Annotated in this window: 26 protein-coding genes; 5 read left to right on the top strand and 21 right to left on the bottom strand. The window is 72.8% G+C overall.

Going from position 1 to position 23426, the window contains the following annotated elements; genetic code table 11:
• Positions 1 to 28: 28 nt before the first annotated feature.
• Both ABZV78_RS08915 and ABZV78_RS08910 read right to left on the bottom strand, forming a co-directional pair.
• On the bottom strand, positions 29 to 1252 hold the full coding sequence (locus tag ABZV78_RS08915; RefSeq protein WP_355636760.1) for an ABC transporter substrate-binding protein: 1224 nt from the start codon (positions 1250 to 1252) through the stop codon (positions 29 to 31).
• A 49-nt stretch (positions 1253 to 1301) separates the two neighbouring features.
• Positions 1302 to 2129 carry an alpha/beta hydrolase gene (locus ABZV78_RS08910; protein ID WP_355636758.1) on the bottom strand — a complete coding sequence of 276 codons (828 nt, stop codon included), beginning with the start codon at positions 2127 to 2129 and terminating at the stop codon, positions 1302 to 1304.
• An 85-nt stretch (positions 2130 to 2214) separates the two neighbouring features.
• Here ABZV78_RS08910 and ABZV78_RS08905 point away from each other — a divergent pair, with 85 nt between their 5' ends.
• Complete coding sequence (locus ABZV78_RS08905; protein ID WP_355636756.1) at positions 2215 to 2805, top strand: bacterial proteasome activator family protein; 591 nt, start codon at positions 2215 to 2217, stop codon at positions 2803 to 2805.
• Positions 2806 to 2836: 31 nt separating this feature from the next.
• Here the strand turns inward: ABZV78_RS08905 and ABZV78_RS08900 are convergent, their stop codons facing one another.
• The 3 genes from ABZV78_RS08900 to ABZV78_RS08890 form a co-directional block, all read right to left on the bottom strand.
• A complete protein-coding gene (locus ABZV78_RS08900) occupies positions 2837 to 3649 on the bottom strand; it encodes an HAD family hydrolase (RefSeq protein ID WP_355636754.1) in 813 nt (270 codons plus the stop codon).
• Positions 3649 to 4470, bottom strand: a complete 822-nt coding sequence (locus ABZV78_RS08895; protein WP_355636752.1) for an HAD hydrolase family protein — start codon at positions 4468 to 4470, stop codon at positions 3649 to 3651. The genes ABZV78_RS08900 and ABZV78_RS08895 overlap by 1 nt, the downstream gene beginning before the upstream one ends.
• Positions 4471 to 4693: 223 nt before the next feature.
• Positions 4694 to 5437, bottom strand: coding sequence for a hypothetical protein (locus ABZV78_RS08890; RefSeq protein ID WP_355636750.1), 744 nt, complete (start codon positions 5435 to 5437; stop codon positions 4694 to 4696).
• A gap of 119 nt (positions 5438 to 5556) precedes the next feature.
• Here ABZV78_RS08890 and ABZV78_RS08885 point away from each other — a divergent pair, with 119 nt between their 5' ends.
• From ABZV78_RS08885 to ABZV78_RS08875, 3 genes are all read left to right on the top strand, one after another.
• On the top strand, positions 5557 to 5985 hold the full coding sequence (locus ABZV78_RS08885) for an OsmC family protein (protein ID WP_355636748.1): 429 nt from the start codon (positions 5557 to 5559) through the stop codon (positions 5983 to 5985).
• Positions 5986 to 6074: 89 nt separating this feature from the next.
• The gene (locus tag ABZV78_RS08880) at positions 6075 to 6419 is read left to right on the top strand and encodes a metallopeptidase family protein (protein ID WP_355636809.1); all 345 of its coding nucleotides are present in this window, start codon (positions 6075 to 6077) and stop codon (positions 6417 to 6419) included.
• A 94-nt stretch (positions 6420 to 6513) separates the two neighbouring features.
• Positions 6514 to 7236 carry an AIM24 family protein gene (locus tag ABZV78_RS08875; protein ID WP_089011966.1) on the top strand — a complete coding sequence of 241 codons (723 nt, stop codon included), beginning with the start codon at positions 6514 to 6516 and terminating at the stop codon, positions 7234 to 7236.
• Positions 7237 to 7279: 43 nt separating this feature from the next.
• Here ABZV78_RS08875 and pheA read toward each other — a convergent pair whose 3' ends face one another.
• The 5 genes from pheA to ABZV78_RS08850 form a co-directional block, all read right to left on the bottom strand.
• Complete coding sequence (pheA, locus tag ABZV78_RS08870; protein WP_355636747.1) at positions 7280 to 8236, bottom strand: prephenate dehydratase; 957 nt, start codon at positions 8234 to 8236, stop codon at positions 7280 to 7282.
• Positions 8237 to 8246: 10 nt separating this feature from the next.
• Positions 8247 to 8801: a hypothetical protein gene (locus ABZV78_RS08865; protein WP_355636746.1), complete on the bottom strand. Its 555-nt coding sequence runs from the start codon at positions 8799 to 8801 to the stop codon at positions 8247 to 8249.
• A 49-nt stretch (positions 8802 to 8850) separates the two neighbouring features.
• Positions 8851 to 9240 (bottom strand): ACT domain-containing protein, encoded by a 390-nt coding sequence (locus tag ABZV78_RS08860; RefSeq protein ID WP_355636744.1) that lies wholly within the window; start codon positions 9238 to 9240, stop codon positions 8851 to 8853.
• Between the two features lie 74 nt (positions 9241 to 9314).
• On the bottom strand, positions 9315 to 9770 hold the full coding sequence (locus tag ABZV78_RS08855; RefSeq protein WP_355636742.1) for a PAS domain-containing protein: 456 nt from the start codon (positions 9768 to 9770) through the stop codon (positions 9315 to 9317).
• Between the two features lie 223 nt (positions 9771 to 9993).
• Positions 9994 to 10731 carry a hypothetical protein gene (locus tag ABZV78_RS08850; RefSeq protein WP_355636740.1) on the bottom strand — a complete coding sequence of 246 codons (738 nt, stop codon included), beginning with the start codon at positions 10729 to 10731 and terminating at the stop codon, positions 9994 to 9996.
• A 163-nt stretch (positions 10732 to 10894) separates the two neighbouring features.
• On the opposite strand from ABZV78_RS08850, the gene ABZV78_RS08845 reads away from it, so the two are divergent.
• Positions 10895 to 12106, top strand: coding sequence for an arginine deiminase (locus tag ABZV78_RS08845; protein ID WP_355636738.1), 1212 nt, complete (start codon positions 10895 to 10897; stop codon positions 12104 to 12106).
• 48 nt (positions 12107 to 12154) lie between these two features.
• Here ABZV78_RS08845 and ABZV78_RS08840 read toward each other — a convergent pair whose 3' ends face one another.
• The 11 genes from ABZV78_RS08840 to ABZV78_RS08790 all read right to left on the bottom strand — a co-directional run bounded on the left by ABZV78_RS08840 (position 12155) and on the right by ABZV78_RS08790 (position 23305).
• Positions 12155 to 13039 carry a DUF5926 family protein gene (locus ABZV78_RS08840; RefSeq protein WP_355636736.1) on the bottom strand — a complete coding sequence of 295 codons (885 nt, stop codon included), beginning with the start codon at positions 13037 to 13039 and terminating at the stop codon, positions 12155 to 12157.
• Between the two features lie 141 nt (positions 13040 to 13180).
• Positions 13181 to 13597, bottom strand: a complete 417-nt coding sequence (locus tag ABZV78_RS08835) for an ATP-binding protein (RefSeq protein ID WP_355636807.1) — start codon at positions 13595 to 13597, stop codon at positions 13181 to 13183.
• A gap of 65 nt (positions 13598 to 13662) precedes the next feature.
• Positions 13663 to 15117: an ATP-binding protein gene (locus tag ABZV78_RS08830; RefSeq protein ID WP_355636734.1), complete on the bottom strand. Its 1455-nt coding sequence runs from the start codon at positions 15115 to 15117 to the stop codon at positions 13663 to 13665.
• 76 nt (positions 15118 to 15193) lie between these two features.
• Positions 15194 to 15985, bottom strand: a complete 792-nt coding sequence (locus ABZV78_RS08825) for a glycerophosphodiester phosphodiesterase family protein (RefSeq protein ID WP_355636732.1) — start codon at positions 15983 to 15985, stop codon at positions 15194 to 15196.
• 14 nt (positions 15986 to 15999) lie between these two features.
• A complete protein-coding gene (locus tag ABZV78_RS08820; protein WP_355636730.1) occupies positions 16000 to 16335 on the bottom strand; it encodes a rhodanese-like domain-containing protein in 336 nt (111 codons plus the stop codon).
• Positions 16336 to 16363: 28 nt separating this feature from the next.
• The gene (locus ABZV78_RS08815; RefSeq protein WP_355636728.1) at positions 16364 to 17281 is read right to left on the bottom strand and encodes an LCP family protein; all 918 of its coding nucleotides are present in this window, start codon (positions 17279 to 17281) and stop codon (positions 16364 to 16366) included.
• Between the two features lie 209 nt (positions 17282 to 17490).
• Positions 17491 to 18705, bottom strand: a complete 1215-nt coding sequence (locus ABZV78_RS08810; RefSeq protein WP_355636726.1) for an LCP family protein — start codon at positions 18703 to 18705, stop codon at positions 17491 to 17493.
• 209 nt (positions 18706 to 18914) lie between these two features.
• Positions 18915 to 20159 (bottom strand): LCP family protein, encoded by a 1245-nt coding sequence (locus tag ABZV78_RS08805; RefSeq protein WP_355636724.1) that lies wholly within the window; start codon positions 20157 to 20159, stop codon positions 18915 to 18917.
• Between the two features lie 74 nt (positions 20160 to 20233).
• Positions 20234 to 21214, bottom strand: coding sequence for a UDP-glucuronic acid decarboxylase family protein (locus ABZV78_RS08800; protein WP_355636721.1), 981 nt, complete (start codon positions 21212 to 21214; stop codon positions 20234 to 20236).
• 71 nt (positions 21215 to 21285) lie between these two features.
• Positions 21286 to 22959 carry a cation acetate symporter gene (locus ABZV78_RS08795; RefSeq protein ID WP_355636720.1) on the bottom strand — a complete coding sequence of 558 codons (1674 nt, stop codon included), beginning with the start codon at positions 22957 to 22959 and terminating at the stop codon, positions 21286 to 21288.
• Positions 22937 to 23305: a DUF485 domain-containing protein gene (locus ABZV78_RS08790; RefSeq protein ID WP_091265236.1), complete on the bottom strand. Its 369-nt coding sequence runs from the start codon at positions 23303 to 23305 to the stop codon at positions 22937 to 22939. The genes ABZV78_RS08795 and ABZV78_RS08790 overlap by 23 nt, the downstream gene beginning before the upstream one ends.
• Positions 23306 to 23426 lie beyond the last annotated feature (121 nt).

The raw sequence follows: 23426 nt of genomic DNA, 5'->3' as shown, positions 1-23426 counted from the left end.
GCCGCCCGTTTCGTGTACGCGGGGAGGATCAGCCGAGCGTGGCCAGCTCGTTGATCACGACGTTGGCGAGCATCCGGCCGTCGAGCTGGGCCCGGCGCAGGTACCACTTCTGCTGCGGGGTACGCGGCTGGTTGAACTGCCAGGCGCCGCGTGGGCTGTCGATCTGGCCGATCTTGCCGAGCGCCAGGTTGACCTGCTGCGGGGTCGGGTTGTCGCCGACCAGCCGGATCGCCTTGTCCAGCACCTGCGCCGCGTCGTACGAGGCCATCGCGTAGGTGGTCGGGGAGGCGTTGTGCGTCTTGCGGTACGCCGAGGCGAACACCCGGTTGGCGGTGTTGTTCAGGTCGGCCGAGTAGTTCAGCGCGGTCTCGATGCCGTACTTCTCGATCAGTGCCCGCACTTCGCCCTTCTCCTCGTCGTCGAGGGCGCTGAGCACGGTGCCCTCGGTGAGGAAGCCCGGCCCGTAGATCGGGCCCTTGTATCCCTGGGCGTAGAGCTGCTTGATGAACTGCACCGCCTGGGTCCCGGCGTAGTGGCAGAAGACGGCGTCGGGGCGCCGGCGCAGGGCCGTGGTGATCGTGCCGGTGTAGACGCCCTTGCCGGGGTTGGGGTAGTCCTTGGTGAAGACCGGCTCCTCGATGAGCCGGCGGCCGCCCTGCTCGTAGCCGTACCGGAGGCCGCCGATGACGTCCCGGCTGCTCTGGCCCTCGGTGGCGAAGATGGCGATCCGGCTGGACGCGTCGAGGGTCTGCCGCAGGTACTGCCCGAGCGCCTCGCCCGGCTCGTTCAGCACGTACGAGGTGCGCCAGATGTAGACGACGCTCTGCAGGCTCTTGGGGGAGGCGTTGGAGCCGATCAGCGGCACCCGCGCCTGCTCCACGGCATCCCGGATGCCCGACATGACGGCGGAGCTGACCACGCCGGTGAGCGCGAGCACGCCCTCCTTGAGCAGCCGGTCGACGGCGGCCTGGCCGGTCTTGGCGGTGTCGCCCTCCTCGGCCGGCACCACCGTCACGGGGTGGCCGCCGAGTTGCCCGTCGTTGAGGCTGAGGAAGAGCTGGAACCCGTTGGTGATCTCGTCACCGATGACCTTGTTCGGGCCGCTGCCCGGGACGATCAGGCCGATCTTGATCGGGCTGCCCGGCTTGGCCTCGTCCGCGGCGTCGGTCCCGGAGCCACAGCCCGCCGCCAGCCCGGTGGTTCCCAGCGCGGCCAGCAGTTGTAGCGCCCGCCTGCGGTTCATCTGTGACACCGATTTCCTTCCCGATGGAGCGTTCAGGGGTGCACGCCCCTTCGGCGTTCTACCTGCTCGACGACGCTGCGTCAATGCTCGGAAGATCATCGTGCAGGGACCGCAACGTGGCGACCACCCGCGGCCAGGCCGCCGAGTCCGGAGCGATCAGCCCGAAATGTTCGCATCCGGGCAGCTCAACCAACGTGGCGGGACTGCCGGCTGCCCGGGCGGCGGCAACCCAGGAGCGGCTGATGGCGACCGGGACCTGCTGATCGAGGGTCCCGTGGATGACTACCGTCCGTGTTCGCATCGGCACCAATGCCGATGGATCGCTCGCCGCGTACCGGTCGGGGAACTCGGCCGGGCCGCCGCCGAGCAGCGCGGCCACCGCGCCGCCGTCCAGGTCCAGCCGGTACGCCTCGGCGAGATCCGCGACCGGCGCCAGCGCCAGCACGCCGCCGACCGTGGTCGGGGCGTGCGCGGCCACGTACAGCGCCAGGTGGCCGCCCGCCGAGTGGCCGACCACGATCGGTGGGACCGGGGCCACCCGGCCGGGCAACGCGGCCGCGGCCAACCCGGGCAGCGCCGCCACCCCGGCCAGCACGTCGGTGAGGGTGTGCGGCCAGCCCCCGCCCGGCTGGCCGGTGCGCCGGTACTCGACCTGGGCGACCGGATGGCCGAGCGCGGCCAGCGCCGCCGCCATCGGGCCGGTGTGGGTGCGGTCGTACTCGGCCCGCCAGAAGCCGCCGTGCACCACGACCACCAGCCGCCGGGGCGGTCCGTCGCCGGCTGGCCGGCGCAGGTCGGCGCACTGGTCCGGGTGGTCGCCGTAGGTGACGGTGGCGTCCGGCGGCGGGGCCGGCCGGGTCAGCACGTCGCGCGGGTCTGCGGGCATGACGGCGACGGTAGCGCGCCCCGGGGCGGGTGGTTCCGGCCCGGCAGCCGGTCCGGGCGCGTGCGCGTGGTGGGGGTGGGTAAAGATGGGTCCCATGACCGAAGCGCGCTTCGCCGGACAGGACGACGAACAGGGCAACGATGGCATCCCCGGCACCGTGGTGGTGGTCGGGCCGGACGGTCGGCCGGTCGGCACCGTGCAGACCGATGAGGGCCAGGGCGAGGATCCGACCCGCCTGGTCGAGCAGCCCGCCAAGGTGATGCGGATCGGCAGCATGATCAAGCAGCTGCTGGAGGAGGTCAAGGCGGCGCCGCTGGACGACGCCAGCCGGCACCGGATGCGTGAGATCCACGAGCGCTCGATCGTCGAGCTGAAGGAGGGCCTCGCCCCCGAGCTGCGCGAGGAGCTGGAGCGGATCTCGCTGCCCTTCACCGAGGACCAGGCGCCCAGCGAGGGTGAGCTGCGGATCGCCCACGCCCAACTGGTCGGCTGGCTGGAGGGGCTGTTCCACGGCATCCAGGCCGCGCTGGTCGCCCAGCAGATGGCCGCCCGCGTCCAGCTGGAGCAGATGCGCTCCGGCCGGCAGGCGCTGCCCAGCGGCCCGGGCGGGGTGGTGCCGGGCATGCCGGGCATGCCGCAGACCAACGAGGGCCACGCGCCCGGCCAGTACCTCTGAACCGGCCGGGGCACGTCGGCGCCCCGGCCGCTCAGGCCACCCCGAAGACCTGCTCCAGATACGCGGCCACACCGTCGGAGGTGTTCGCCCCGGTCACCTCGTCGGCGATCGCCAGGACGGCCGGGTGCGCGTTGGCGACCGCCACCGCACGGCCGGCCCAGGTCAGCATCGGCACGTCGTTCGGCATGTCGCCGAAGGCCAGCACGTCCCGCTCGTCGATGCCGAGCCGCGCCGCGTACCAGGCCAGGCCGGCCGCCTTGGTCACACCGGCGGCGGAGATCTCCACCAGCCCGCTGTAGGACGAGTGGGTCGCCTCGGCCAGCCCCTGGAGGGCGCCGGCCACCACCCGGACGAACACGTCCGGGTCCTGCTCCCCGGCCCGGGCCAGCAGCTTCACCGCCGGGACGGCGAGCAGCTCCTCCGGCGACTCGATGGCCCGGATGGCGTCGGCGTCGGCGTCCCAGCGCAGGGGGTAGTGTGCCTCGTGTCGCATCTGCCGGCTGTCCACGATCTCCACGGCCAGGCTCACCCCGGGCACCTCGGCCCGCAGCCGCCGGGCCACCTCGGCCAGCAGCTCGGGGGCGAGCGGGTCGGCCCGGAGCACCTCGTCGGCGACCGGGTCGTACACCACCGCGCCGTTCGCGCAGATCGCCGGGAGCGGCTCGGCGAGCTGGTCGTACACGAGCTGGAGCCAGCGGATGGGCCGGCCGGTGACCAGCACGACCGGCGTGCCCGCCGCGGAGATCCGGGCCAGCACCCCCGCGGTACGCGGGCTGAGCGTCCGGTCGTCCCGGAGCAGGGTGCCGTCGATGTCGGTCGCGACCAGCCGTGGTGCCTCTCCCATCACCGGGAGAGTAGTCGGTCCAGGTAGACCGCGACGCCGTCGTCGTCGTTGCGCAGGGTGATCTCGTCGGCCGCGGCCCGCACGTCCGGGTGCGCGTTGGCCACCGCCACCCGGCCCCAGCCGGCCCACCCGAACATCGGCAGGTCGTTCGGCTGGTCACCGAAGACCAGCACCTCGGCCGGGTCGACGCCGAGCCGCTCGGCGACCACGCTGAGCCCGGTGGATTTGTCCACCCCGGGCGGGCAGATCTCGACGAAGCCGAGCCCGGCCTGGGTGAGCGTGGCCAGCTCGGCCGGGACGACCCGGCGGGCCACCGCCAGCAGCTCGTCCACGTGGTGGTCGGCGGTCCGCGCGAACGCCTTGAGCACGTCGCCGGAGAGGCACTCCGCGCGGCTGCGCGCCTCGAACCGGTCCTGGTAGGGCCAGCTCGGGTGGTAGTCGCCCCAGAGCGGCGCGTCGTGCTCGTCGGACGCCTCCACCATCACGGTGAGCGGGCCGACGGCGGTCTCCAGATCGGCCAGGATCCGGGCCAGCACGGTGCCGGACAGGCGCTCGTCGCGCAGCACCAGCGGCCCCGCCGGGTCGCTCTGGTCGACCACCCGGCCCCCGCCGGCCATCACCAGGAAGTCGGCGGCGCGGATGTCGTTGCGGGTCAGCTCGGTCAGCCGCGGCCCCCGGCCGGTGGCGCCGACCACCGGGATCCCCGCGGCCCGCACCCGGTCGAGCACCTCGTGGGTGTACGCGGAGACGGTCTCGTCACTGCGGACGAGTGTGCCGTCGAGGTCGGTGGCGATCAGCTTGGGCAGTCCCGGGCGGGTCATCGTTCCTCCTTCGCCCGCCGCCGTCGCGTCGGCCGTCCAGGTCCTCGGTGCCGCGGCCACCGGACGGCGGGCAGCAACCGTATCTCGCGGAACGGGTCGCAACCATGGCTTTTTGGCGAATCGGACACCAACCCGCGGCGGCCGTCGGATGTCCCCCGCGGCCCGGCCCGACGTGGTGACGGGCCGCCGCTGCGGGGCGGTCAGCGGGCGCGGCCGCGCCCGGTCAGCGGGGCGGTTCCGGGTGGGCGAAGGGCGTCGTGGGCTGCACGCTCAGGTCCGCCGGGGCGGGCGGCAGCTCGTCCTCGGCCGCCCGGCGCCGGCCCCGGCCGGACCAGCCGTCCGGCGCCCCGGCGGCCGGGTCATCCCCGGGCTCGACCGCCCGGCCGGCGGGCTGGACGCCGACCCGGCCGGACAGGTGCAGCGCGGCGGCCAGCAGCACGGTGGCCAGGAAGGCGGTGACCAGGCCGCGCCCGTGCTCCACCTGGAACCGCTGCTCGGTGGGGAAGAAGAGGGCCCGCTGGCCCAGCTCCTGCAGCGAGAAGGCGGTCGCGGTCAGCACGGCGAGCAGGGCCGCCGTGACGCCGAGGCCGGCGAGCCGGGCGTGCTGCCGCACCGCCGGGTCGCCACGCAGCGCCAGGGCCACGGCGGCCGCCAGGCCGAGCAGCCCCACCAGGTACGCCACCCCGAAGCCGCCCACCTCCGCCACCCCGCTCGGCAGCCGGAACGGGCCGTTCCCCTCCGGGTCGTCGTTCGGCACGGTCATCACCAGCCACTCGCCGATCAGGGAGGCGATCGCGGCCACCGCGCCGAGCCCGGCGAGCACCGGCGGGAGGCGGTGGTCGCGACCCAGGCCGGCCAGGCTCCGCCCGACGCGGCCGGACGGGGCCGGCTCGGCGTCGCCCCACTCCACGACGGTGGTGTCGTCGGACCGGTTGTCCTGCCTGGGGATGGGGAGATCCTGGGACATCGGCCACCCTTCCCGTACGCGGGCCTGCGTCGAATCATGACACAGCCGGCACCCGGTGACAGGGGCCGCAAGCGCGTAGCCCGGTGCGGGGCGGGCCGCTTTCGGTTAGCGTCGGTGCCATGCCTATCCGTACCGCTTCCGCTCGTTGGCAGGGCAACCTCACCGAGGGGTCCGGCACCGTCCGCACCGGCAAGGGCGGCCTGACCGGCAACTATTCCTTCAAGTCCCGCTTCGAGGAGGGCGAGGGCACCAACCCCGAGGAGCTGATCGGCGCCGCGCACGCCGCCTGCTTCTCGATGGCCCTCTCCAAGCAGCTCGCCGATGCGGGCGCCACCGACAGCTCGGTGGAGACCACCGCCAAGGTGCACTTCGACAAGACCGACGCGGGCATGACCGTGACCCGGATCGACCTGGAGACCGTCGGCCAGGTGCCGAGCCTGGACGAGGCCGAGTTCACCAAGCTGGCCGAGGCGGCCAAGGAGAACTGCCCGATCTCCCGGCTGCTCTCCCCGGGCGCGCAGATCACGCTGAACGCCCGCCTGGCCTGACCACACGCCCGACACGGCAAGGGTGCCCCTACCGGGCGCCCTTGCCGTGCCGCGTGCCGATCGTGAAGGGGTGACCGGGCCGCGTGGCCGTGCAGATGAGCCGGGAGCGGTTCGAGGAGCTCGTCGGCGAGGCGCTCGACGAGGTGCCCGAGGAGCTGCTCGGGCTGATGAGCAACGTGGTCATCCTGGTCGAGGACGACCCACCGCCGGGCGAGGACCTGCTCGGGATCTACGAGGGGTACGCGCTCACCTCGCGGGGCTGGGACTACGCCGGCGTGCTGCCCGACCGCATCCTCATCTTCCGCAACCCCATCCTGGCGATCTGCGACACCGAGGAGGACGTCGTGGACGAGGTGGCGGTGACCGTGGTGCACGAGATCGCCCACCACTTCGGCATCGACGACGACCGCTTGCACGCCCTCGGCTGGGGCTGACCGGGCCCGCGCTGCGCCCCGCTCGGCCGATCCCCGCTGTTGCGCGGGTCCCCTAACCTCCGGTGCAGGCACACCCCGATGCAGGAGGAAACCCATGCGCAGCGCGCTGTTCTCCGCGGAGAACCTTGAGAAGGAGTCCCAGCAGCCGGGCATGCGGCTGCAGAACTCCAAGATGCTGAAGATCGAGCTGAACGGCGAGGCGATGGCCCGGGTCGGGTCCATGGTCGCGTACCAGGGTCAGGTGCAGTTCCAGGCTCTGGGCTCCGGCGGCATCGGCAAGTTCATCAAGCAGCGGCTCACCGGTGAGGGCGTGCCGCTGATGAAGCTCTCCGGGCGGGGCGACGTCTTCCTCGCCGAGTTGGCCAAGGACGTGCACATCATCGACCTGGAGCCCGGCGACGCCCTGTCCATCAACGGCTCCAGCGTGCTGGCCTTCGACTCCACCCTCCAGTACGACATCAAGATGGTCGGCGGCGCCGGGATGGCGTCCTCGTCCGGCCTGTTCAACTGCGTCTTCACCGGCCACGGCCGGATCGCCATCACCACCAAGGGCACCCCGGTCGTGCTCAACGTCGACCAGCCCACCTACGTCGACCCGCAGGCCGCGGTCTGCTGGTCGGCCAACCTCCAGACCGGCTACCACCGGGCCGAGCAGCTCGGCCTGGGCACGCTGCTCGGCCGCAGCACCGGCGAGGCGTTCACGATGAGCTTCGCCGGCCAGGGCTTCGTCGTGGTCCAGCCGTCGGAGGAGCCCCCGGTGCAGGGCAGCGGCGCCCAGCAGCAGCAGGGCGGCCTGCTCGGCGGCCTGCTGCAGTGACCGCCCGGTGCGCGGGCGGCCCAGTCCGGATGCCCCGGCACCGTCAGTTCAGCTCGCCGGCGCGGAGCCGGGACAGCCAGGCCGCCGCGTCCGCGTAGTCGGTGTCGGAGAGGCCGGCCGGAGCGGGGACCGGCCGGTCGCTCGCCGCCGGGTTCCAGCGGTGCCGGGGGTACGACCCGAGAAAGCGCACGTCCGCGCAGACCCGGCGCAGCCCCTGCAACGCCTCGCCGAGGCGGACGTCGGCGACGTGCCCGGTGCAGTCGAGGAAGAAGACGTACCGCCCGAGCGCCTCGCCGGTCGGGCGGGACTCGATGCGGGTCAGGTTCACCCCGCGGGTGGCCAGCTCCGTGAGCACCGACAGCAGCGCGCCGACCCGGTCGTGCGCGATGTAGACCGCCAGCGAGGTCACGTCGTCGCCGGTCGGCGGCGGGGGCGGGCCGGGGCGGGAGACCAGCGCGAACCGGGTCACCGCGTCCGGATGGTCGGCGATCTTGTCGGCGAGCACGGTCAGCCGGTGCCGGATGGCGCCGATCGGGGCGCAGATGGCGGCGTCGTACTCGCCGCTCGCCGCGCCCGCCGCGGCGGCGCCGTTGGAGAGCACGTCGACCACGGTGGCGTCGGGCAGGTGGTCCCGGAGCCAGCCCCGGCACTGGGTGGACGCCTGCGGGTGGGCCGCCACGCCGCGCACCTGGGCCAGCGTGACCCCGGGGCGGCTGGCGAGCACGAACTCGACCGGCAGGATCACCTCGCGGGTGATCACCAGCGGCTCCCCCTCGGCCAGCTCGTCCAGGGTCACCCCGACCGCGCCGCCGATGGAGTTCTCCAGCGGCACCAGCGCCGCGTCCGCCTCCCCGGCCCGTACGGCGTCCAGCGCCTCGCCCACGCTGCGCGCCGGCGTCCGGTCACCCCGCTCGGCGGCGGGGACGGTGCGCAGCGCCTGCTCGGCGAAGGTGCCCTCGGGACCCAGGTAGACGAAGCGGGTCGGCGGTGTTCCCGGCATGCCGACCAGACTACGCACCCGGGGTGCCGTCGCAGGCCAGGGTTCGGATGCCGGACGGGCCGGCGGCGCGTACCTCCACGCCGCACACGTCCGTGCCGGCGGTGACCAGTTCCAGCGCGGTGGGCCGGCCCCGGGTGACCACCTGGAGCTCCTCGTGCCCGCTCACCGCCAGCACGGTGTACTGCCAGCCCTCGGCGCAGAGCGGCCCGATCCGCACCGTGACCCGGACGTCCCGGGGCAGCACCCGGGCCGGGCCGCGCAGCAGGGCGACCACCCGGTCGCCGGACGGGCCGGACCGGCAGGGGGTGGCGGTCGGATCCGGGGCCGGCGCCGTGTGTGCCGGGCCGGTCGGGGTGACCGGCGCGGCCGGCGTCGCGCTGGCCGTGGGGGTGGCGGAGGCGGTCGGGGCGGTGGTGACCGACGCGGTCGGGGCGCCCAGCTCGGGCGGTGCGCCGCAGCCGGCGAGGGCGAGCAGGGCGGCCAGCGCCACCGCGAGGTGCCGGCGGGCGGGGCGGGGTGGGGTGCAGGGCACGGTGCGATCCTCGGCATCGACGGACGTCGTCATGGCCGGTCGGCCGAGCCCATCGTAGGAGGATCACCCGATCGGGTGAAGGTCACTTGTGTACCCGGTGCCCGGCCCGCTCCAACGCGCTCGTCGCGTCGGCCAGCCGTACGGCGGGCACCAGCACGTGGTCGGTGTCGTACGTGGAGAAGGCCACGACGTTGACCCGGGCCCGGGCGAGCGGGTCGACCAGCGCGGCGAGGGTGCCGGTGACCGCCGCGTCCAGCGGGCCGACCAGCCGCAGGCAGCGCCACTCGGTCTCCAGGTCCGCTCCGGCGGGCGCCCGCTCGGCGGGGCAGATCAGCGAGACGCCGTCGGCGGTCCAGCTCACCGTCACCACGTCGCCGCCGGCCAGCGCACCCCAGACCTGTGGGGGCACCACGGCGCCGGCCGGCAGGCGGCACATCGCGTACTCGCCCGGCAACAGAGCGACATCGAGCATGAGGGCACCCTACGGCCTCGACGCGGCGGTGCCCCAGCACCGCCGGTGCGGCGATTGCCACACGTCGTCGCAGGTCAGACCGCCGAAAAGAAGGTGAGCGAGCCGGCCACCTCGCCGTCGGTGAGCACCGGCGTGGAGATCGCGTCGACCGTCGTGCCGGCGTCGGCGCCGGGACCCTGGACCCGGAGCAGCCCGCGGGCCAGCCGGCCGGAGAGCAGCGCGAGCAGCGGCGGGATCTTGTCGGTCTCCTGCTCGGTCAGCTCGCTCGGGCTGGCGGTGAAGTCGACCAGGCGAAGGCCGCCCTCCAGCAGCGGCCGGCCGATCACGTCTTCCGGGGCGCCGAGGCCGAGCAGGTCGCAGCCGGCCGAGGAGATCGCCACCACGGTGGTGTCGGCGTCGATCAGCAGGCACGGTTCGGCGGCCCGGGAGACCGTGCCGGACCATTGCCCGAAGTTGTCGGACTCCTGCTCGGTCGGTGTCCCGCCCGCGGGCACGAACACTTCCGAGATCGAGAGTTCGACGTGGGCCACCGCGCCTCCTATGTACACCGACGGTCTGTCCACGCTAGCCGGTCGTCGCGGCGACCGCCCGACCGCGCCGCGACTCCGGCCGCCAGAGTCGCTCGGGGGCTCCGGGGCTCGGCGGGGGCGGGTGTCGGTGGCGACGGGTGCCCGGCGTCAGGTGGCCGGCGACGGCGCGGGCCGGCGGAACCACCGGGGCGGAGCCGCGGACCGCGTGGCGTCGCCGGAGACGTTACCGGCGGGCGGCCCGCTTGTCAGCGGCCGTTCGGCCCTCGTCGTACCACCGGTAGTCGGCCGCTGGACGGTACGTGCCGTTGAGCCACGTCGACGGGGCCTGGGCGACCCGGGAGAGCTTCTCGGCGGTGGCCGGACTGATCCGGTTGCCGCCCGCCACGAGCAGGCGGTCGAGCTCCCGGTGGGTGGCCATGAGGCAGTCCTTGGGCAGGCCGTAGACGCTGATGACCCCGGAGCCGACGAAGGTCAGCACCGGGGTCACGGGGATCGGCAGGCCGACCGCATCGGAGAGGGCCTTGCTGGCCCGCTTGGCGTCGCGGCGCGCCTCGGCCACATAGGGCGGACGTTTGCCGTTGATCTGCACGACGTCGCCCGCGACGAGCACCCGGGCCCGGCCGTGGTCGGCGATGGTGACCGCGAAGAGCCCGCTCGGCCCGATGGCGAGGAACCCGGCCCGCTCGTCCTGGGTGCGGTCGAGCAGCACGTCCGCGGCGTCCGTGCGGGGCCACTCGATGACGTGCCAGGCCGGGCCGAGGTGGTCGAGCTGACCGAGGGCCCGGGCCCCGGCCGCCTCCAACCGGCGGGCTCCGCGCTCGGCCCGCCGGCGGCGGGCCCACTCCAGCGGAGTCGGTCGGGCCGGCTCGAGCACGGGGGTGGACTCGACCCGGGGGTGCGGCACCGAGACGGGCGGCAGTGCCCGGGTCGGTACGGCTCGGCGAGCGGGAAAGACAGTCATCGCGACCTCCGGCAAAAGGTCTCTCGAAGTTATGTCTCCACTACCCTACGTTGCGCACCCCGGTGCTCGGCAAGTTGGAGCGCCGGAATGAGTGCGGATGAATGCCATATTCATTCACACTTCTTTTCCCGGATGATGCGGAAGCCTGCCCTACGCTGCGAGGGTGACCCACTATGTGGACAGCGAGGTCGGTCGGCTCGGCACGGTGCTGCTGCACCGACCGGGGCCGGAACTCGCCCGCCTCACCCCACGCAACAACGACTCCCTGCTCTTCGACGCTATCCCATGGGTGGGCAGAGCGCAGGAGGAGCACGACGCCTTCGCGGCGGCCCTGCGGTCCCGCGGCGTGGAGGTGCTCTACCTGGCGACCCTGCTGGCCGAGACCCTCGCCGTGCCGGACGCGCGGGCCGAGCTGACCGACCTCGTGCTCCGCTCGCCCCGGCTGGGCGACACCCTGCGCCGCCGGGTCGCCGACCATCTCACCTACCTCGATCCGGCCGCGCTGGCCGACGTGTTCATCGCCGGGCTGGCCCACGAGGAGCTGCGGATCGGCCCGGACCGCCCCGGCGGTCTGGTCTGGACGCTGATGGACCGGCACGACTTCGTCATCGACCCGCTGCCCAACCTGCTCTTCACCCGCGACTCGTCGGTCTGGATCGGCGACCGGGTCGGGGTGACCAGCCTGGCCATGCCGGCCCGCCGGCGGGAGACCACGCTGACCGACGCGATCTACCGCCACCACCCGCGCTTCGCCGGCACCGGGTTCGTCTACCACCCGGAGCTGGAGCACCTGGAGGGCGGTGACGTGCTGCTGCTCGCGCCGGGGGTGCTCGCCGTCGGCGTGGGCGAGCGGACCACGCCGGCCGGGGCGGAGCGGCTAGCCCGACAGGTCTTCGCCGCCGGGCTGGCGCACACCATCCTGGTGGTGCCGATCGCCCAGGAGCGGGCCACCATGCACCTGGACACGGTCTGCACGATGGTCGACGTCGACGCCGTGCTGATGTATCCGAACATCGCCAGCGAGCTCTCCGCGTACACGGTCATCGCCGGCACGGACGGCGAGGATCCGCGGGTCGACGGCCCGGCGGCGTTCCTGCGGGCCGCCGCCGACGCCATGGACCTCGACCAGCTCCGGGTGATCGACACCGGGCTGGATCCGGTCACCGCGGAACGCGAGCAGTGGGACGACGGCAACAACACCCTCGCCCTCGCCCCCCGGCTCTGCGTCGGCTACGAGCGGAACGTGGAGACCAACGCCCAGCTGGAACGGGCCGGCATCGAGGTGATCGCCATCGCCGGGTCGGAGCTGGGCTCCGGCCGGGGCGGCCCGCGCTGCATGTCCTGCCCGCTGGTCCGCGAGCCGCTGCGGCTCTGAACCGCGACGGGCCCCGGTCGACGACCGGGGCCGGCGGCGAAGATCGGCTCAGCGCAGGGTGAGCTGGCGGCCGAGCAGGCCCTGGCGGGCCCGGCGCCCGGCGGCGTCCAGCGGCTCCTTCTCCTCCAGCGCCTCGGCGTACCGCTTGGCGAACCCGGTCACCGGCTCCTCCCAGTCGGCGGCCGGGACGTCCTCGGGCAGGTCCCAGACCGGCACGAGGCGGCCGTGCGCCCGGAACATGCCGGCGAACCGGGTGTCGTCGCCCAGGGTCAGCGTGCCGGCCACACTCAGCCGGGACAGCGCGTCCAGCGCCACGTCCTCGTCCTCCGGCAGCACCCAGCGCACGTGCGCCTTCTCGGGCACCTGGCACCAGTACGCGGCCCGTGCCGCGGCCAGTTTCACGGTCGGGTAGATCGCCGCGTTGGCCCGCTCCAGGGACGCCTGCACGCCCGGGTCGTCGGCGGCGCCCGGGTCGAGCCAGAACTCGAACCCGTCGTGCATGCTGATCTCCAGCGGGCCGTCCACCAGGATGTCCTGGAGGCGGGGGCCCGGCCCGGGCAGCGGGGGCACGCTCACCTGGCCGCCCGGCTCGGTCCGCAGCGCGCAGAGCAGCGCGTCGGCCAGGTCCCGGGAGACGTCGCCGGACTGCTGGTGCCGCTGGAGGCCGATGAAGACCCGCCCGTCCGGCTTGGTCATCGCCGGGGCGGCCATCGGCAGCACGGTGGCCAGGGTGACCGGCCGGTCGCCGTGCTCCTCGACCAGCTCGGGGGTCAGCCGCAGCGGCGCGGAGGCGGCGGGCACCAGCTCGCGCAGGGCGATCCACTCCGGCTCGTCGACCAGGCCCTCGAACGGTCGGGGCACGAAGATGTCGCGCACCTTCTCCCGCTTCGGGGTGGCTTCGGCGGCCCGCTGGCTCTTTCGACGCTTGCTCATGCGTCCGCTCCGCTCCGCTCCGCAGCCGCATGAGGCTCCATGGCGCTGTGCCCGATGATTCGCTCGCTGCGCTCGCTCATGGCGAGACAGCCTAGATGCCGGACCGGACGGCCGTGGGCGCAACCCGCCTGCCCGGTCGGCTCAACCGGCCACGACCAGGTCCGGCCGGGTCGCGCCGGTCGGGTCGAACTCCGCCCAGACGCTCTGGCCCAGGCCGTCCCGATCGACCCCCCAGCGGCTCGCCAGCCCGGCGACGATGTGCAGGCCGCGCCCGTCGACCGCGTCCGGGGTGGCGACCCGCATCAGCGGGCCGCAGGCGGAGCCGCCGTCGGTCACCCGGAGCTGCACGGTCTGCCCGCCGGCCGTCGCCCGCAACCGCCAGGCCACCCGGACCACGCCCCCGGGCAGCGGGTCGGCGTGCCGCACGGCGTTGCCGACCAGCTCGGCGAGGACCGCGACCAGGTCGGCCAGCAGGACCGGGGGTACGACGTCGGCCAGCTCGTCGGCGAGCCGGTGCCGGGCGAGGCGCGCGCCGGTGGCGTGGTGGGGCACCACCACGCACCATGATCGTTCGGCCGAACCCGTCGCCACCGTCGTTCCTTCCACCCCCGTGCGGGCCGGGTTCACCCCCGTGGCAGCCGCACCTCTGCGACGGTACCCCCACCGGCTCTCGGTCGGAGGGATACCCATCCATTCTGCTGTTCAACGATCTGCCGGACGAGATAGAGCCCCAGTCCGGCGCCGGGGTAGCGACGCCGGTCGCCGGACTCCCCCTGCCAGAACCGGTCGAACGCCCGCTCCACGTGCTCCGGCCGGATGCCGATGCCCCGGTCGGCGACCCGGAAGGAGACGGTCCGCCCGTTCGCCTCGGCGCAGACCTCGATCGGGGTGTCCGGCAGCGAGTACTTGCCGGCGTTGGTGCCCAGCTCGGTGAGCACGGTGGCCAGGCTGTGCCGGTCGCCGAGCGCCTTGGGCAGGTCGGCCGGCAGGTCGAGGACGATCCGGTGCCGGACGTCCGCCGGCAGGTCGGGCACCGCCGCCCGCAGCGCGTCGGCCAGGTCGAACGGGGCGGCCGGCTCGCCGCCGGGGCGGTTCTCGGTGGCGGCGGTGAGCAGCCGGTCGACCAGCCGGGCCAGTTCGTTGGCGCGCTGCCCGATGATCCGGGCGGCCTGCCGCCGGTCGTCGTCGCTGAGCGACTCCCAGTGGTCGGTGAGGGTGTCCGCGTACCCCTTGATCACGGTGACCGGCGTGCGCAGCTCGTGGCTGGTCACCGCGACGAAGAGGTCCCGGTCGTGGTCGCGCCGCTGCTGGTCGGTGATGTCGCGGAAGGTGACCACCCGCAGCGTGCCCGGTCCGGGCAGCTCGCCGGACGTGATCCGCAGCCAGCGGCCGTCCGGCAGCCGGTGGTCGAGCACCTGCCCGGACGGGGGGAGCGGGAAGGGCAGCGGCCGGCTCAGCGCCTCGCCGGCCGGGCGGCCGGTCACCTGGGCGGCAGCCGGGTTCCAGAGCCGGACGCGGTTGTCGCGGTCCACCACCGCCAGGCCGTCGGCGAGCGCGGCCACCACCGGGCCGTCGCCGTGCACCGGCAGGCCGGTCTGGTCGCCGTACATGTGGGCGATGCAGGCCGCCACGTAGCCGACCACGGCTTGCTGGGAGGCGTCCAGCGGCTCGCCCTCCGGGTAGAAGGCGTGCAGGCTGCCCACCGTCAGGCCGCCGATCTCGGCGCGGGCCAGGATCATCCGGCGCAGCCCGCGCGCGGTCAGCTCGTCGGCGGCCGCGCCGGGGATCGCGTCGACCGGGACCTCGCGCACCGGTGGGCCGGAGAGCAGGCAGACCGTGGCCGGGTCGGTGGCCGGCAGCGGGTGACCGGTGGCGAACTCGGCGCTGCCGGTCGCCGCGATCACCCGGCCGCCGGCCGGGGCGAACTCCACGAATACGAGGCCGGCCGCGCCGATGGCCGGCTCGACCGCGCGGAGCAGCCGGGTGAGCACGGGCAGGCCCGACTCGCCCGAGTTGATCATCTTGATCACGCTGGTGTGGCCGGCGATCAGGGCGGTGAAGTCGGTTCGCTCCGGCATGTCCCGAGTGTGCCCCGCCGCCCGTCCCGGGGACACCCCCGGCCGGGCGACCGCCCACCGGCCGGACCGGCCGGCCTCACCGGCCCAGGCGGGCCAGCGTCCGGGCGGGCCGGTCGGTGATCACGCCGTCCACCCCCGCGGCCAGCACCAGCTCCAGGTCCGCCGGCTCGTTCACCGTCCAGACATAGACCTGGTTGCCGGCGGCCCGCAGCGCGGGAACGAGCTGCGGGCGGGCCCGGATCAGGCCGATCCCCGGTCCGGCGATCCGGGTGCCGAACGGCAGCCGGCCCAGCCGCAGCCAGCGCGGCAGCACCTCGAGCAGCAGCACCGTGGGCAGCGCCGGGGCGAGGTCGCGGAGCCGGCGTACGGCCAGCGGGGAGAAGGACATCACGGTGACCCGGACCAGGTCCTCCGGTCCGGGCTCGGCCAGGCCGTACCGGCCCAGCATGGTGACCAGGCGGCGCTCGACGTCGCCGCGGTAGCGGGAGGGGTGCTTGGTCTCGATCAGCAGCCGCACCGGCCGCCCGGCGGCCAGCACCGCGTCGAGCAGCCGCTCCAGCGTGAGCAGCCGGGTGTGCGACTCGTCGAGCGGTTCGTCGCCCTCGGCCGCCGCCCCGCCGGGGTGCCACGAGCCGAAGTCGAGCGCCTCCAGTTCGGCGAGGGTGCGTGCGCTGACCAGCCCGCGACCGTTGCTGGTCCGGTCCAGCCGGCGGTCGTGGACGCAGACCAGGTGCCCGTCGCGGGTCAGCCGGACGTCGCACTCCATCCCGTCGGCGCCCTCGTCGAGGGCGCGCAGGTAGGCGGCGAGCGTGTGTTCCGGCAGGTCGTACGAGGCGCCGCGGTGCGCGAAGACCAGGGGGTCGGTCATGGCCGCGTCGCGCCTCAGGCGACCCGGCCCGGCTGCCCGTCGTCGGTGACCACCGGACGGCCGGCGGCGGCCCAGTCGCCCATCCCGCCCTCGACGTTGCGCACCTGGTCCCAGCCGTTGCGCATCAGGTAGGCGACCACCTGCGCGGACCGTCCGCCCGAGCGGCAGATCACGGCCACCTCGCGGTCGTCCGGCACCTCCGCGATCCGGGCGGGCAGCTCGGTCATCGGCAGGTGGTGGGCCGCCGGGGCATGGCCGGCGGCCCACTCGTCGTCCTCGCGGACGTCGAGCAGGTAGATGTCGTCGGGCACGGCCGACGCGGGCACGCTGGGAACCTGGGGTCCGAACACGGCTACCAAGCCTAGACGGCCGCTCCGGTCAGAGCCGGTTGACCCAGCGGGGATGGGCCCCGGCCCACTCCGGCATCCGGGTGCCGCGCAGCGCGTCGAAGAGCCCGCCGCCGCCGTTGTCCAGCACCACGTACGAGACCTGGTCGATGGTCTGCGCGTAGGAGGGGATCTGGACCCCGTGCAGGGCGTCCGCGGGCAGCCCGCGGAGCGCGAAGAGCAGGTCCTCCAGGGGTACGCCGTTGGTGTCCACGGTCAGCGCCCCGCCGACCGCCCGGAGCACCCGGTCCAGCTGCACCGGGTCGCTGCGCAGGTGGGTCTGCCCGGCCTTGTCGAGCACCGCCCGGAGCATCTGCTGCTGGTGCCGCTGCCGGTCGAAGTCGCCGCCGGGCAGGTCGTAGCGCTGCCGCACGTAGTCCAGCGTCCGGGCGCCGTTCATCTGCTGGCAGCCGGGGTCGAACCGGGTCTTCGTGTGGATCGACCGGACCGGGGTGTCGACGCACATCCGGATGCCGCCGAGCAGGTCGATGACCTGCTTGAAGCCGGAGAAGTCGACCAGCGCGGCGCCGTCGAAGCGGACCCCGGTGAGCCGGGTCAGCGTGGCGCTGAGCAGCCGGGCGCCGGCCTCGCCCCCGCCGCCGTGCTCGTACGCCGCGTTGACCTTGTCCTGGCCGCCGCCGAAGCCGGGCGCCGCCGGGATGGCGACCAGCAGGTCCCGCGGCACGGAGATCAGGTACGCCTGCCGCAGCCCGGCCGGCACGTGCACGATCAGGATGCTGTCCGAGCGCTGGTCCTCGGGGTTCGCGCCCGGCCGGTGGTCCGAGCCGATCAGCAGGTAGTTGAGCGGCCCCGAGAGGTCGGTACGCGACTGCCTGGCCGCCTCGTCGAGCAGCTGTTCCTTGCTGACCGTGCGGTCGTAGCGGTTGGTGAGCCAGTGCAGCCCGGCCACGCCGAGAGTGGCGAGCAGGAGCAGGGCGAGACCGGCGCCGAGCAGGAACCGGGACCAGCGGGCGGATCGAACCCGCCCGCGTGCGTTCCGTGCTGGCCTGGACGTGACATTCCCCCCGTAGCCGCGACATGAGACCCGCTCACGTCAGGCTACGGGGGGAAGCTCCGGGCGGGTGCCGCTTTCGCCGCGGCTACCGGCCGGTTACCAGGTCATTTGCGGGTGGAGAGGACGTTCGGGTTCGCCACGACGAAGTCGGCGAGCTTGTCGTTCTTCACCGCCTTGAACATGTCCATGCTCAGCTCGTTGAGCGATTCCTTGCTGTGGTCGGCGTTCGGGCTGTAGGTGCCACCGTTGGTGCGCAGCGTGACCAGGTCGTTCCCGCTGACGCCCTTGAGCGTGAAGATGAAGTCCGCGATCGGCACGCCGTTGGTGTCCAGGATGAAGGCCGTGCCGGCCGCCTTGATCAGCGAGTTCAGCTTGATCGGGTTGGTCATCATGCCCTTGTCGGTGGCCTTCTTCGCCATCGCCTTGATCAGCTGCTGCTGGTTCTGCTGGCGGTCGTAGTCGCTGTTGGGCAGGCCGTAGCGCTGGCGGGAGTAGTCGAGGGCCTCCCAGCCCTCCATCTCCTTGCAGCCCTTCTTGTGCACCACCGGCTTGTAGGGCTTGCCGGTCTTCTTCGCGTCGGCGTTCCACATCGGCTTGCCATCGACCATCGACATGTGGTGCGACGGGACCTCGTGGCTCACGCAGATCCGGACGGTGCCGAGCGCGTCGATGATCTTCTTGAAGCCACCGAAGTTGATGATCGCCGCGCCGTCGAAGCTGATTCCGGTCATCTGCTTGATCGTCTTGGCCATCAACTGGGCTCCACCCTCCCAGCCGCCACCGTTCTGGGCGCCGTGGAAGAACGCGGCGTTGATCTTGTCGGTGCCGCCCCGGTAGCCGCTCTTCTGGAAGGCCGGGATCTGCGCCTCGGTGTCCCGCGGGATGGAGATCAGGTAGGCCTGGTCGTGGGTGGCCGGGATGTGCAGGATGATGATCGTGTCCGAGCGGACGTCGTCGGCGGCCCAGCGCTGCCGGGCGTCCACGCCGAGCAGCAGCATGTCGATCGGGCCGTCCAGACTGTTGCCACCCTCGGCGTCGCTCTTGCCCGCCTCACCGAGCAGGTTGCCCTGGTCGATGCTGCTGGTCGCCTGGCCGATCACCGCCTTGCTGCCGACGATCGCGATGCCGCTGGTCATCATCAGGACGGCACCGAAGATCACGGTGAGCTTGGCCCAGAGCGGGTCCTTGCGCTTGGTGCGCTTCTTCCCGCCGCCGGGGCCGCGGCCGCCGGGGCCGGGCTGCGTCGGGATGATCGGAGGAACCCGCCCGGGTGCTCCGGGCTCCAGTGACTGAGGGCGACGGCTGGTCTGAACCGGCATGCGTGCTCCAGCTCGGGGATCGGGGGCGGGACCACTGTACGTATTCGTTCCCGTTCTCGCGACCTCCTGTGGTGCCTACTCCCGTCAATCTCGGCCATCGGCGTGGGGTTGTGGCCGAACGGCCAATTGAAAAGATCCGGTCGGCGGTTGGCTCACTGCGGGACGAGCCTTGACCGCCGACCGGATGTGCTGCCTCGCGGGGGGTGGCGTCAGCCGCCGCTCCCGTCGCTGTCCGTCTTCTGGTTGGCCTTCACCCAGTCGGCCATCGTGTCCGCGGCGATGGCCTTGTACATGGCCAGCGCCTTCTCCCGGTCGGAGACCACCACCGACTGGCCGTCGACGGTCTGGCCGCCCAGGTTCGGGCTGGTGACGAAGGTCAGGTTCTCCCCGCGCAGGCTCCGGAACTGCAGCGCCATGTCGGTCAACGAGAATCCCTGGTCAACCGTGACGGCGGCGGTGACCGCCTTGAGGAAATCGTTGAGCTTCTTGGGGTTGGTCAATGTCCCGGTGCTGGCCGCCTTGTCCATCAGCGCCTTGAGGAACTCCTGCTGGTGGCGCATCCGGGCGAAGTCGCCGTCGGGGAACTGCTTGCGCTGGCGGACCCAGTCCAGGGCCTCGGCCCCGTTCATGTGGTTCACGCCCTTGGTGAACGTCCGGTACGGCTTGTGGATCGAGGTGATGGTCCGCTCCACCTTGAGGTCCACCCCGCCCAGGGCGTCGGTGACCTCCTTGAAGCCGGCGAAGTCGATGGCCATCACGTGGTCGATCCGGACGTCGCTGAAGCACTCCACGGTCTTCACGGCGAGCGGCAGGCCGCCGAACGCGAAGGCGGCGTTGATCTTGTTGCGCGAACCCGAGTCGCAGGACGCGCCGGCGTTCTCCGGGATCGGCACGTACAGGTCACGCGGGATGGAGACCAGGTAGGCCTGCTTGTGGTCGGCCGGGATGTGCATGACGATCAGCGTGTCCGCCCGCCACTTGCCGGCGGCGTCCACCTCGGCGTCCGGGTCCCGCGAGTCGCTGCCGACCAGCAGGATGTTCAACGCGCCGTCGACCTGCTTGGTCGGCCGCCCACCGGTGATCTGCGAGAAGGGGTCGGTCCGGGCCAGATCGTTGTCGAGGTTGCGGGCGTAGAGCCAGGCGCCCACACCGCCGAGCAGCGCCAGCACCAGCACCGCGACGCCGGCCACCAGGCCGATGCGTCCCCAGCGCGGCCGGGGACCACGCCGGCCGGGGCCGCCGGAGCCGCCGCCCGGACCGCCCGGACCGTCCGGGCCGGTCGGTCCGCCGGGCCCGCCGGAGCGCGGCTCCTCGTCGTACGAGGGGTACCAGCGGGCGTCGGTGGCGCGGGCGCGCCCGCTGGCACCCCGGCCGGAGCCGGGAACCTGGGCGCGGCCCGCGCTCCGGCTCAGGGGTGCGGGGAGCGGGAGGCCGGCAGACGAGGTCGCTGACATGTAACCGAGGGTAGGTCGGCGGGGCCACCAACGCCCTGAGGCACAGGCGGGTGTCAGCCTCCTCCCAGCGGAACTCAGTACCCTAGCCGGCCGCGGAAGTACTCGATCGTGCGTCGCAGGCCGTCTTCGGGCGTCACGGTCGGCTCGTATCCCAGCAGTTCGCGGGCGAGGGTGAGATCGGGGCGGCGCATCTCCGGATCGTCGGCAGCCCGGGTGATGTAGCTCACCTCGGAGGTGCTTCCGGTGAGCGACACGATCGTCTCGGCCAGTTGCCGCATCGACATCTCGTGCTCGGTGCCGCAGTTGATCGGGCCGGTCTCGGTCGAGTCGAGCAGCAGCAGGATGCCCCGCACCAGATCGTCGACGTAGCAGATCGACCGGGTCTGGTTGCCGGTGCCGTGCACGGTGATCGGCTCGCCGCGCAGCGCCTGGGAGATGAAGGTCGGGATGGCCCGGCCGTCGTCCGGGCGCATCCGCGGGCCGTACGTGTTGAAGATCCGGACGATCGCGGTGTCGGTGCCCCGGCTGCGGTGGTAGCCCATGGTGGCCGCCTCCGAGAAGCGCTTCGCCTCGTCGTAGACGCTCCGGATGCCGATCGGGTTGACGTTGCCCCAGTAGGTCTCGCGCTGCGGGTGCTCCTTCGGGTCCCCGTACGCCTCGGAGGTGGAGGCCATCAGGAACCGGGCGCCGTCGGCGGTGGCCCGCTCCAGCAGGTGCAGGGTGCCCACCGAGCCGACCCGGAGGATCTCCACCGGCAGCTTCTCGAAGTCGGTGGGGCTGGCCGGCGAGGCCATGTGCAGGATCGCGTCGAACCGCTCGGTCATCGCCGGGTGGTCGGTCGGCAGCCCCTCGGAGATGTCCGCCTCGATCAGCGTGAAGGTCGGCTTCTCGAGCAGGTGACCGATGTTGTCCTTGGAGCCGGTGACGAAGTTGTCCAGCACCACCACCGTGCAACCGCGCTCGATGAGCCGGTCGACCAGGTGCGACGGGACGAAGCCGGCGCCGCCGGTGACGAGGATGCGATGTCCGGAGCCGAAGCGGGGAGCGACCTTCATGCCGGCCAGCCTACTCAAGCCGGTGGGCCGGAGCCGCCGTCGGCTCCGGCCCACCGGGGTGGGGGGTGCGGTCAGTGCGCGCCCGCGCCGGTGAGCGAGCGCACCTCCAGTTCGGCGTACTTCTCCTCGTCGTGCTCCTTCGACACCAGCGTGCCGATCCAGCCGCAGAGGAAGCCGAACGGGATCGAGATGATGCCCGGGTTCGACAGCGGGAACCAGTGCCAGTCGTGGTCGGGGAACATGGCCGTCGGCGCCCCGGATACCACCGGGGAGAAGAAGACCAGCACCACGGCGGCGAGCAGGCCCCCGTAGATCGCCCAGACCGCGCCCGAGGTGTTGAACCGCTTCCAGAACAGGCTGTAGAGGATCGCCGGCAGGTTGCCCGAGGCGGCGACCGCGAAGGCCAGCGCCACCAGGAACGCCACGTTCAAGCTCTGCGCGAAGATCGACAGCACGATGGAGATCGCACCGATCACCAGGGCGGAGATCCGGGCGACGTTCACCTCCTGCCGCTCCGACGCCTGGCCGTTCTTCATCACGTTGGCGTAGAAGTCGTGCGCCAGGCTGGACGACGAGGCCAGGGTGAGCCCGGCGACCACCGCCAGGATCGTGGCGAAGGCGACCGCCGCGATGATCGCCAGCAACGTCGCCCCGCCCAGGTTCCCGCCGAGGAAGTCGATGCCGAGCGCTTCGGCGAGCTGCGGGGCGGCCGTGTTGCCGGCCTTGTCCTGAGCGGTGATCGCCTGGCCGCCGACCAGCGCCGCCGCGCCGAAGCCGAGGGCGAGGGTGAGCAGGTAGAAGGTGCCGATGATGCCGATCGCCCAGAGCACGCTCTTCCGGGCCGCCTTCGCGGTCGGCACCGTGTAGAAGCGGATCAGGATGTGCGGCAGGCCGGCGGTGCCGAGCACCAGCGCGATACCCAGCGAGAGCAGGTCCATCTTGCTGTAGAAGGTCTTCAGCGCGTCGCCCGGTGTCTCCACGCCGTAGCGGAGCCCGGGTTCGAGGAAGGCCGCTCCCTTGCCCGAGGCGTCGGCCGCGTCGCCGAGCAGCGAGGACAGGTTGAACTTGTACTTCGCCAGCACCAGCAGGGTCATCACCAGCGCGCCGCTCATCAGCAGGAACGCCTTGACGATCTGGACGTACGTGGTGCCCTTCATCCCGCCGACCGTGACGTAGATGATCATCAGGGCGCCGACCAGGATGATCGTGGCCACCTTGGCGGTGTCCGCGTTCATGCCGAGGAAGGTCGTGCCCGGCTTGATGCCCAGCAGCAGGGCGACCAGCGCGCCCGCGCCGACCATCTGGGCCAGCAGGTAGAAGATCGACACCGTGATGGTGGAGACCGCGGCCGCGGTCCGGACCGGGCGCTGGCGCATCCGGAACGCCAGCACGTCGGCCATCGTGTACCGGCCGGAGTTGCGCAGGAGTTCGGCGACCAGCAGCAGCGCCACCAGCCAGGCGACCAGGAAGCCGATCGAGTAGAGGAAGCCGTCGTAGCCGTACAGGGCGATGAGGCCGGCGATGCCCAGGAAGGACGCCGCCGACATGTAGTCGCCGCCGATGGCCATGCCGTTCTGGAAACCGGAGAAGGACCGGCCGCCGGCGTAGAAGTCGGTGGCGGTCTTGGTCTGCCGGCTGGCCCAGACCGTGATGGCCAGCGTGATCGCCACGAAGACCAGGAAGAGCGTGATGGTCAGGTTCCGGGCGGTGGTGCTGCCCGCCTCAGCCGCGAGGACCGTGCTCATGGGTCACCTCCCCCATCTCGGCGCGGATCCGGTCGGCGACCGGGTCGATCTTCCGGTCGGCGAACCGCGAGTAGAGCCAGGCGATGACGAACGTGGAGACGAACTGGAGCAGGCCGAAGACCAGGGCGACGTTGATGTTGCCGACCAGCTTCGTCCCCATGAAGCCCCGCGCGTACGCGGAGAGGATGACGTAGAGCGCGTACCACAGGAAGAACGCGACGGTCATCGGGAAGACGAAGCCGCGCAACGCGCGCCGCAACCCGGCGAACTCGTCCGACCGCTGGACGGCGAGGTACCGTTCCGCCGCCGACTCGGCGGGTGCGGACGCGGGTGTGTCCGTGGACATCTGTGGATCACCACCTTCGCAGGCGTGGGGAGTTTTCGCGCACGGTAGAGAGCGCGCTCCCCGCCGGGGAAGGCTCGGATCGGCGACGGTCGAGGGCTGCGCCGAACGGCGGTCCGGCTGC

Source organism: Micromonospora sp. NPDC004540 (assembly GCF_040610095.1).
Taxonomy (GTDB): domain Bacteria; phylum Actinomycetota; class Actinomycetes; order Mycobacteriales; family Micromonosporaceae; genus Micromonospora.
The sequence above is the reverse complement of the archived record's forward strand: the minus strand, read 5'-3'. Positions and strand labels throughout refer to the sequence as shown.

What these genes read in the sequence shown, in the direction of transcription:
- ABZV78_RS08910 (WP_355636758.1), bottom strand. Translation starts at nt 2,129, where the DNA reads ATGCCCGCAGACCCGCGCGACGTGCTGACCCGGCCGGCCCCGCCGCCG.
- ABZV78_RS08905 (WP_355636756.1), top strand. Translation starts at nt 2,215, where the DNA reads ATGGGTCCCATGACCGAAGCGCGCTTCGCCGGACAGGACGACGAACAG.
- ABZV78_RS08900 (WP_355636754.1), bottom strand. Translation starts at nt 3,649, where the DNA reads ATGGGAGAGGCACCACGGCTGGTCGCGACCGACATCGACGGCACCCTG.
- ABZV78_RS08895 (WP_355636752.1), bottom strand. Translation starts at nt 4,470, where the DNA reads ATGACCCGCCCGGGACTGCCCAAGCTGATCGCCACCGACCTCGACGGC.
- ABZV78_RS08890 (WP_355636750.1), bottom strand. Translation starts at nt 5,437, where the DNA reads ATGTCCCAGGATCTCCCCATCCCCAGGCAGGACAACCGGTCCGACGAC.
- ABZV78_RS08885 (WP_355636748.1), top strand. Translation starts at nt 5,557, where the DNA reads ATGCCTATCCGTACCGCTTCCGCTCGTTGGCAGGGCAACCTCACCGAG.
- ABZV78_RS08875 (WP_089011966.1), top strand. Translation starts at nt 6,514, where the DNA reads ATGCGCAGCGCGCTGTTCTCCGCGGAGAACCTTGAGAAGGAGTCCCAG.
- pheA (WP_355636747.1), bottom strand. Translation starts at nt 8,236, where the DNA reads ATGCCGGGAACACCGCCGACCCGCTTCGTCTACCTGGGTCCCGAGGGC.
- ABZV78_RS08865 (WP_355636746.1), bottom strand. Translation starts at nt 8,801, where the DNA reads ATGACGACGTCCGTCGATGCCGAGGATCGCACCGTGCCCTGCACCCCA.
- ABZV78_RS08860 (WP_355636744.1), bottom strand. Translation starts at nt 9,240, where the DNA reads ATGCTCGATGTCGCTCTGTTGCCGGGCGAGTACGCGATGTGCCGCCTG.
- ABZV78_RS08850 (WP_355636740.1), bottom strand. Translation starts at nt 10,731, where the DNA reads ATGACTGTCTTTCCCGCTCGCCGAGCCGTACCGACCCGGGCACTGCCG.
- ABZV78_RS08840 (WP_355636736.1), bottom strand. Translation starts at nt 13,039, where the DNA reads ATGAGCAAGCGTCGAAAGAGCCAGCGGGCCGCCGAAGCCACCCCGAAG.
- ABZV78_RS08830 (WP_355636734.1), bottom strand. Translation starts at nt 15,117, where the DNA reads ATGCCGGAGCGAACCGACTTCACCGCCCTGATCGCCGGCCACACCAGC.
- ABZV78_RS08825 (WP_355636732.1), bottom strand. Translation starts at nt 15,985, where the DNA reads ATGACCGACCCCCTGGTCTTCGCGCACCGCGGCGCCTCGTACGACCTG.
- ABZV78_RS08810 (WP_355636726.1), bottom strand. Translation starts at nt 18,705, where the DNA reads ATGCCGGTTCAGACCAGCCGTCGCCCTCAGTCACTGGAGCCCGGAGCA.
- ABZV78_RS08805 (WP_355636724.1), bottom strand. Translation starts at nt 20,159, where the DNA reads ATGTCAGCGACCTCGTCTGCCGGCCTCCCGCTCCCCGCACCCCTGAGC.
- ABZV78_RS08800 (WP_355636721.1), bottom strand. Translation starts at nt 21,214, where the DNA reads ATGAAGGTCGCTCCCCGCTTCGGCTCCGGACATCGCATCCTCGTCACC.
- ABZV78_RS08795 (WP_355636720.1), bottom strand. Translation starts at nt 22,959, where the DNA reads ATGAGCACGGTCCTCGCGGCTGAGGCGGGCAGCACCACCGCCCGGAAC.
- ABZV78_RS08790 (WP_091265236.1), bottom strand. Translation starts at nt 23,305, where the DNA reads ATGTCCACGGACACACCCGCGTCCGCACCCGCCGAGTCGGCGGCGGAA.